The sequence below is a fragment of the Candidatus Methanoperedens nitratireducens genome (genome assembly GCF_900196725.1).
Lineage (GTDB): Archaea > Halobacteriota > Methanosarcinia > Methanosarcinales > Methanoperedenaceae > Methanoperedens > Methanoperedens nitroreducens_A.
Genome location: NZ_FZMP01000051.1, coordinates 1 through 8,499 on the forward strand (window position 1 = coordinate 1; position 8,499 = coordinate 8,499).

Consider the following 8,499-nt stretch of genomic DNA (forward strand, 5'->3'; position numbering starts at 1 on the left):
AAAAAGGGGGGTTAGAATGAGAATAAGAGAGATAAACAGTGTTGATGATTTCAAATCTATCAGGGGAATATGGAATGATTTACTGGCAAAGGGTCATGATAAAAACATATTTTTAACATGGGAATGGCTCTTCGAATGGTGGAAGCACTTTAGCGATAACAAAAAGTTAAAAATATTGATGGTAGAAGATCGGGATGACACAATTGGAATTATGCCATTGCTATGTTCAACTTATCGCACCTTTCTTTTCAGCTATGCTGTTGTCGAAAATATCGGGCTGAATTTATCTGATTACGGAGGTATTATTTATTCCGACCTGGATGACGGTCAAATCAACAAGATGTTCGAACTGATAAAATATTATCTTGACTATAATAAACTTATATTTCGTTTCGATCAGGTACCCAATGATTCAAAATTCCTTAACATACTGCATAACCCGTCTTTCTGCCAGAGTTCATTGTTCGTAGGTGAAAAAAAACGGGTTTTTCTCCGTATCTACCTGTCCGATCATCATTGGATGACCACCTGAAGATGCTGAGTAATAAATTCAGGAAAAACTTGCGAAAAGGCGAAAAAAACATTAAGAAAAAAATAGGTAATATAGAGTTTAAAAAATTCCCAACAACAAATTCTTTGGAAAAAAACTTAAATGACTTCTGGAAAATGCATCAAAAGAAAATGAATTACCAGGATGTACCCGGTTTAAGTGAAACCCAGAAAGGATTTTTGACTGATGTTGCAGAAAAATTTGCACAGAACGGCTGGTTAAATCTTTCCTTCTTAGATGTAAACGGACAGCACGTGTCCGGTGTTCTGGGTTTTGAATATTCTGGAAAATATTACTATTATCAAACGGCATTTGATCCGAATTATTCTTATTCGTTGGTAATATTCATATATTATATATCTTAAAAGATTTGATCAGCAGAGGTCTAAAAGAATTTGACTTCTTAAGAGGGGATGAAGCATATAAACTCAGGTGGCAGCCACTGTTAAGGAGCAACAACCGGATCGTCATAATGACAAAAGGGCCCATTTCTAAGTTCCAATTTAAAATGTTAAATTGTATGTTCCTATATGATGAAATCAAAAAACATAGTTTGTTGGAGAATTATAGATTATATGATTACAAGATAAAACAGATGAAGGAAAGTGGAAAAATAAAATTTAAAAATAAGATATGATACGCGTAATTACTGACACTACTGACTTAAAATCGTGCTCTCTTCGAAATGCTTTTATCGAATCGCACTAATGGAACAATATGCGCTTTCTCAGGGAAATCTACAACGACTCTCTCCTCAAAAATTCTTTCTATCTCATGGCAGCTAATCTTTTAAACCTTCTCCTCGGTTTCATTTTCTGGGTTATAGCTGCAAGATACTACTCACCGCATGAAGTCGGGACAATTTCGGCATTATTATCAAGCATGCTCCTGCTTTCAATGATAAGCGCCCTGGGCTTCCAGACGGCTTTTGTGTTCCACCTGCCAAGGAACAGGGAAAATGCAGGCAGGATTATAAACTCATGCCTGACTTCAAGTATCGCCGCGTCGATTGTTTTCTCATCCATATTTGTTTTAGGTCTTGATGTCTGGGCACCGCCATTGAAATCTATCCTTAGTGATTTAAAGTTCGGCATACTTTTTGCTGCAGTTACGGCATTTTACACTACTTCTGCGAATATAAGCAGCGCATTCGTAGCGGGACGAAAATCCTCATTTTATACGATAAAAGAAACGCTTTTCGGTTTCTTCAAGATTCTTCCACTCCAGGTTTTTTCAGTTTTCGGAGCTATAGGTATGTTCATGGCATGGGGTATAGGTGTGCTGCTTGCAGTGGTAATCGGTTTTTTTTGTTGTCCCTGGTATGGAAAGGATATTTTCCTGTTCCCATGCTTGACCCCATAATTAAAAGCATGGCGGGATACTCGGCAGGGAACTATCTTTCAGACATATTTCTCTCCCTTCCGCGCCTCATGCTGCCTATAATGATAGTCAATCTGGTTTCTACGGAATCCACAGGCTTCTTTTACATTGCAATGATGATAGCAGGTCTGCTCTACGGAATCCCGCAGGCGATATCAAACTCACTTCTCGCAGAATCCTCAGATAGCGGAGATTTGTGGTTGAATGTGAAAAAGTCAATAAAATTAAATGCCGCTCTCCTTTTACCAGGCATCCTGATTTTTGTGTTTTTCGGTAAATTCGTACTGAATCTTTTTAATCCAACCTATGCGGTGAACTCATCAACCACACTTATAATCCTTGCAGCTGCAAGCCTGCCTATGTCGCTGAACATTATTTTCACTACAGTAAGAAACGCTCAAAAAAGAGTTCTTAGCGTCGTAAAAATCAATGCTGCAATTGCTATTATTACTCTTGCCTTTGCCCTGCCTCTTGTAAGAAGTATAGGTATCGAGGGTGCTGCCATTGCCTATCTTGCAGCAAATACTTTAGCTGCTATTTTTGTGGTCTATAAGATGAAAAACATGGCTGGATTTGTTCTAAAATCGATATTAACAGTGACAAAGTGATAGACAATGTCCTCCCTGTTCAATCATATATTCATTCCGGTCGTGATACTTCTCTTATTTTCAAAGAAGCTTAACCTGCATCCGAGGGATGTAATCATTCTTGGTTTTTTTGCGGTGCTTCCGGATGCGGATAGCCTTTTCTTCGTGTTCAAATTGAGCCCCGTCCCGCTTCACAGAGTATTATTTCACAATATTTTCATAGTAATGATCCCTTTCTTGTTATTTATTCTTGTGAAAAACAGGCGGCAAGTGTTCGGCATAATATGCTTCTACCTTACGTCGCATCTTATTCTTGACCTGTTTACCGGCGGTATATCCCTGTTTTATCCTGTATATAGCAACATATTTTTTGCCCGTGTAGAACTTTTATTCAACGATAGTTTTACACCCGCAATAGAATACGGTATCAGTGATAGAATAATGAACATGGGTATAGGAGAGCCGGCGATATCAAGTGAGAATATTGCAGTTGCAATATTACTGATTATTTCTGCAGCAGTATCAGCTGGCGGAATCTATGGAAAAACCAGACAAGAGTGATATCTTATGGTATCTAACGTTTTAACAAGTACTATATTCTCTGCCATTTCGACCATCTAAGCTACCGGGATATGTATTTCTTTGTGAAATTATAAATAGTATAGTATATATTATACCCTATTTTAAATAAATATGATCTTGGAAAGATAAAAGAGTGTTCTTTTTCAAAATGGCATCCGAACTTTTCTTTTAATTGATAATGAATATCATTTGGATCAGGAGGCGTTCTACCAAAACATATTTTGCTATATCCCATTTCTGATGCTCTTCTAATCCAATTCCATCTCATGTACGTTGTTGGACGATATCTATTTGGCAAGTCTCTATTCAGCGATAGATACCTTAAATAGACTGTTTTTTTGGGATAGTGTAAGAAAGCTAATTGTCCGCCGGCAATGATTTTATTATTATATAACAGGGTCAGTATCATCTCCGTTGATGAATATGTTCTTAATAGATCCTCAAAATGAGAAAATGAGTGAGGAGCAGCATCTATGGATTCAAGATTTGCCTTATAATACTTATAAAACATTTTGATATGATCTATTGAATTAATTTCTTTAATTTTAAACCCATCTTTTTCAAATCTCCTGATATGTTTCCTATCCCTTTGGGATAGGACCTCGCTCCAGATACTGTCAGGACCAGACTTTTCTAAATCAAGCATCATATTCCCGCCTATCGGATATGGAAGAGGATTATATTTGCTGAAATAATCTTTTATCGATTCTCTTAAAGTAGTGATAAGTATAAAGGATAGCTTATTTTCTCTTGCAATCTCATTACATTTTTCTAATATGTGGTATGCTATCAAGGGATCGTATTGGTCAGTTACTATTATGTGATTATAATCCGAATCGGGCAGCGATACCAGACCCCGGACTCCGTTAATACTGGATTCATAGAACGGGCAAAGGGCAACAGGTTCGTCATTTCGATATAATAGAAAACAATGAGATTTGAAATTCAAGGATTGCTCCAAAATTCGCTTCCACTCCAGCTTGTGAAAAAAATCTCCCTCTTTGCTTTCTTCATTTACTCTTTTCCAGTCTGTCGCGTTTTTATTACTTAGTTCCTCTATATGATAAACCATAACTCCCCCTGATACACTAAACCATCGTTTTGTATGCGGTGTTGCTTCGCAATTAATATGAACTATGGAACGGACGTAAGTGAGTGATCCGGTATATTTCTGGAATTAAAAAGCCCTGGAAGGATTCGAACCTTGACCTGTGGACTACTTTCCTCCATTTTGACCATCCAAGCTACCGGGACACGTATTTTTTTCTGAAGTTATAAATATTGTAATATATGTTATATCCTATTTTAAATAAATGTGATCTTGGAAAAATAAGTGAATATTCTTTTTCATAATGGCATCCAAACTTTTCTTTTAATTGGTAATGATTGTCATTTGAATAAGGAGGTGTTCTGCCAAAACATATTCTGCTATATCCCATTTTTGATGCCCTTTCAATACAATCCCAATATACGCACCATGTTGAATGATACCTGGTTGGCAGATCCCTGTTCAGCGATAGATACCTTAAATACATCGTTTTCTTATGACCATGTAAGAAAGCCAGTTGTCCTCCGGCAACTACATCATCTTTGTATAGCAGGGTTAGTAACATCTCTGTTGATGAGTATGTTTTCAATAAATCCTCAAAATGAGAAAATGGGTAAGGAGTGGCATTTTTAAATTCAAGGTTTATCTTATAATACTTATAAAACATTTTGATATCGTCTATTGAATTAAGTTCTTTAATTTTAAAACCGTCGTTCTCAAACCTTCTGATGTATTTCCTCTCCTGTTTAGAAAAGTTATCGTTCCATATCTTGTCAGGACTGAACTTTTCTAAATCAAGCACCATATCCCCGCCTAATGGAAATGGGAGAGGATTATATTTGCTGAAATGATCTCTTGTCAATTCGTTAAAAGTAGTGATGAGTATAAAGAGTAGCTTATTTTCCCTTGCAATCTCTTTACATTTCTCCAGTATATGGTATGCTATTAAGGGATCGTTCTGGTCGGTTATTATTATATGATTATAATCCGAGTCGGGTAGCGATATCAGGCCCCGGACTCCGTTAATACTGGCTTCATAGAACGGGCAAAGGGCAACAGGTTCGTCATTTCGATATAGTAGAAAACAATGAGAGTGGAAATTATAGGATTGCTCCAAAATTCGCTTCCACTCCAGGGTGTGAAAAAAATTTCCTTCATTGCTTTCTTCACACAATCTTTTCCAGTCAGATGCGTTTTTATTACTTAATTCTTCAATATGGTAATCCATAACTAACCCTTAATCTGATTTCATATTTAATTCTTTATGAAGTTCCATCCCACCGGTTTAAAGTTAAGCTTTTATTTTTAGAAATCCATCTCCACTTACAATGTTTCCAACCAATATAAACTCACTATATAGAAATTCTTGCCTCTATAAAAGTTTATCGAATTGTATTTGTTTGAGTCTATGGAAAGGTAATTAGAATGAACCCGGGAGAAAAAATATATAAAACTACTAATTTAATAAAACTTGTGTTTATAGTAATCCTCTCGCTTATCTTGATTTACTCTTTCTTATTATTTGCACCCGCTGCAGATAAAAACCTTATCGCAAATCCGGGCTTTGAGAGCGGCAGCACACGGCCCTCGAACTGGGAATTCGTAACTACCGACGGTAACACCCCGGTATGGGACAATATACGTCACAACGGCACAAAATCAATAAAAATAAGCATCCAGGGAACGACTGATAGGAATAGCGGGTTTCCAAAATCCGACCTGATAAAAGCGGAACCACAGCAGTACTATACTCTTTCTGCCTGGGGAAAAACCGAAAATGTCGGCGCCGGTCATGTACCTGTCATCAGGGTAGTCGAACTTGATGCTAACAAGAGCTGGCTCCACCAGATCAACCTTGCGTTCGATGGAGGTACGAATGACTGGACACAGAAAAGCATGGATTTTAAGACCGGTCCTGATACTGCCTATGTTTACGTCTATGCCAACATCTGGAGCGGCTACGGAACATTCTGGGTAGATGAAGTATCATTGAGTAAGACCCCTGCACCAGCTCCAACGCCTACTCCAACCCCAAAGCCGGCTCCCACAGCCGCACCCACTGGTGCCCCACTGTATAATATCTATTATGTAGCTAAAAACGGGAATGACAATAATTCGGGTACAGAACAATCGCCATGGCTAACTATCACAAAGGCAGCAAATACTTTAGTTGCCGGTGAAACTGTTTATATCAAGGAAGGAATATATAACGAGAGAATTTTAATAAAGAATTCGGGAAGTCCCGGTAAGACCATTACTTTTGCCGCTTATCCGGGTGATAGCGTTACAATTGATGGCACGGGTGCATCAGTAGAAATGTGGGATGGACTGGTTCAAATCTCGGGTTCAAGTTATATAAATATTTCAGGGCTCAGAATTATAAACTCCAGATTCATGGGGATCTTTGCGGGAAGAGATTATGAGACAAACGCTCTCCCTTCAAATATAATCCTGGATAGGAATTATATAAGTAATGTTGCGGCTTCTGCAATATTCGTACAGGACGGAAAGGATATTATTATAGATGGGAATGAAATTACAAGAGCCCAGTCTATGGAGGGATTAAGCCAGCAAGTCGGTGAGACTATTTCATTAGTAAATATCGATGGGTTCGAAGTAAGGAATAATAAACTTTATCAGAACAATTTTGAGAGCATCAACGCGAAAGAGGGGTCAAGCAATGGAAGAATATACAACAATGATGTAAGCCAGCATGAAAGTGCCGGTATTTATGTAGATGCATGGGACGGAAATTCCCATGATATTGAGATATTTAATAATAGGGTATATGACGGCAGGGTTAGTGGCCGTGGAATAGCTCTTGCTGTTGAGAATGGAGGCAGCCTCAAAAATGTTAAAGTATACAACAATTTAATATATAATAATGCAGCAACGGGGATCGACCTTGCATGGTACAGTAAAGGAGCTATCGATAATATATCGATAACGAGCAATACTGTGTATAATAATGGGCTAATGAATAACTGGGGAGGTGGTATCTCCGCAGATTACAGCGCAGCCGCCAGTGTAATTATTAGAAATAATATAGTTAGCAAGAATAATCACTACTCGATCCGGGCCAAAAATACTAACGCAGTGATTGATCATAATCTTATTGACGGTTATATAGGAGAGCAGTATGAGACTAAAGGTAGCGATTATGTTGAAGGAGACCCCCAGTTTATTAATCCGGCTAATGCAGACTTCCGTTTGAAAAGCACTTCGCCAGCCATAGAAAGAGGTTCGGTTAACAGCGTCCCGGACATGGATTTCGACGGTAATATACGCCTCAGGAATGCAAGTTATGACATAGGCGCTTTTAAATACTTACCGTAACCCTTGAGAAGAGTGGATAGCCAATGAACCGAACCGCAATCTATTTCAATTACGTCGAGCAATATAATAATGCACAGTTGGGGGGTTAAGTTTAGAAAAAACTCTCAAAAGGGGGATAGAGAATATGCAAAAGTTATCAATAAATTTACTTAGTAATAATTCGCTGGCGGGTCTCAAAGGATTATTTCGTAGCGCTATTAAAAAATTCCCTTATATTTTAGTAATAGCCTCTCCTATTCTTTCGATATATTTTAAAATTATTCTGATTCCAACTAAAAAAGGATACATTATACTAAGCAAAGGGCTCAAATTTTATTGTCCGTTCGAAGATAATTTCAATAGCGTAGCCGCCTTTAAGGAAATTTTTCAAGAGAGCCGCTATGATCATATGGATCTGGGTATTGATGATATAGTTGTAGATTGCGGAGCGCACGTTGGCTTTTATTCCATAAAAGCTGCCTCGCAATGCCATAAGGTCGTGGCTATAGAACCCTGTCCACATAATGCAAGCCTTTTTCGTAAAAATTCAAAGAAATTCAATAATATAGTAATTATTGAAAAAGCCCTTGATGAAAGGGTAAGACGAACAAGGTTATTCCTGGGGGCTTCTGATGCACATTCAATGCTTGTTCCAACTGATTCCTCCATTGAAGTAGACACAATAACTATCGATCAGGTATTGAAGGACATTAAACCCCAGGCACGGGGGAATATCTGCATCAAGATGAATGTTGAAGGAATGGAGCTTGCAACACTTAGAGGAGCAAAAGATACCCTGAAAAATATTAATGTAAAACTGGCAATAGCAGCGCATCATTCTTCAGAAGAATTGGATGAGGTCTCAAAATATCTGTTAGATTTAGGTTTTGAAATTAGCTCAAGGAATCAGATCATTTTTGCTACAAGAAGTTCCGTCACTACATAGATCTGGACTGCACCCTAAAAAGTGGACAGGCAGTTGAAGCCTATCCGAAAAACCAGTAATATATTGGCACCAGTATGATTTTGGGGCACTA

At 37.9% G+C, this 8,499-nt stretch carries 10 protein-coding genes; 8 read left to right on the top strand and 2 right to left on the bottom strand.

Going from position 1 to position 8,499, the window contains the following annotated elements:
- The 6 genes from MNV_RS04790 to MNV_RS04815 form a co-directional block, all read left to right on the top strand.
- Positions 1–532: GNAT family N-acetyltransferase (locus MNV_RS04790; RefSeq protein ID WP_218837904.1), on the top strand; the 532-nt coding region annotated here is incomplete at its 5' end.
- Entirely contained in the window at positions 517–915 is a 399-nt protein-coding gene (locus tag MNV_RS04795) for a GNAT family N-acetyltransferase (protein ID WP_143311637.1), read from the top strand. The genes MNV_RS04790 and MNV_RS04795, both read left to right, overlap by 16 nt.
- A gap of 5 nt (positions 916–920) precedes the next feature.
- On the top strand, positions 921–1,187 hold the full coding sequence (locus MNV_RS21160; protein WP_096204236.1) for a hypothetical protein: 267 nt from the start codon (positions 921–923) through the stop codon (positions 1,185–1,187).
- An 80-nt stretch (positions 1,188–1,267) separates the two neighbouring features.
- The gene (locus tag MNV_RS04805) at positions 1,268–1,912 is read left to right on the top strand and encodes an oligosaccharide flippase family protein (RefSeq protein WP_096204237.1); all 645 of its coding nucleotides are present in this window, start codon (positions 1,268–1,270) and stop codon (positions 1,910–1,912) included.
- Positions 1,897–2,538 (top strand): MATE family efflux transporter, encoded by a 642-nt coding sequence (locus MNV_RS04810; RefSeq protein WP_179293805.1) that lies wholly within the window; start codon positions 1,897–1,899, stop codon positions 2,536–2,538. The genes MNV_RS04805 and MNV_RS04810 overlap by 16 nt, the downstream gene beginning before the upstream one ends.
- Positions 2,539–2,544: 6 nt before the next feature.
- Entirely contained in the window at positions 2,545–3,078 is a 534-nt protein-coding gene (locus tag MNV_RS04815; RefSeq protein WP_096204239.1) for a metal-dependent hydrolase, read from the top strand.
- A gap of 61 nt (positions 3,079–3,139) precedes the next feature.
- Here the strand turns inward: MNV_RS04815 and MNV_RS04820 are convergent, their stop codons facing one another.
- Together MNV_RS04820 and MNV_RS04825 are read right to left on the bottom strand one after the other, a co-directional pair.
- A complete protein-coding gene (locus MNV_RS04820; RefSeq protein ID WP_096204240.1) occupies positions 3,140–4,171 on the bottom strand; it encodes a GNAT family N-acetyltransferase in 1,032 nt (343 codons plus the stop codon).
- A 172-nt stretch (positions 4,172–4,343) separates the two neighbouring features.
- On the bottom strand, positions 4,344–5,375 hold the full coding sequence (locus MNV_RS04825; protein WP_096204241.1) for a peptidoglycan bridge formation glycyltransferase FemA/FemB family protein: 1,032 nt from the start codon (positions 5,373–5,375) through the stop codon (positions 4,344–4,346).
- 245 nt (positions 5,376–5,620) lie between these two features.
- On the opposite strand from MNV_RS04825, the gene MNV_RS04830 reads away from it, so the two are divergent.
- Positions 5,621–7,483: a right-handed parallel beta-helix repeat-containing protein gene (locus tag MNV_RS04830; RefSeq protein WP_179293806.1), complete on the top strand. Its 1,863-nt coding sequence runs from the start codon at positions 5,621–5,623 to the stop codon at positions 7,481–7,483.
- 124 nt (positions 7,484–7,607) lie between these two features.
- The gene (locus MNV_RS04835; protein WP_096204243.1) at positions 7,608–8,408 is read left to right on the top strand and encodes an FkbM family methyltransferase; all 801 of its coding nucleotides are present in this window, start codon (positions 7,608–7,610) and stop codon (positions 8,406–8,408) included.
- Positions 8,409–8,499 lie beyond the last annotated feature (91 nt).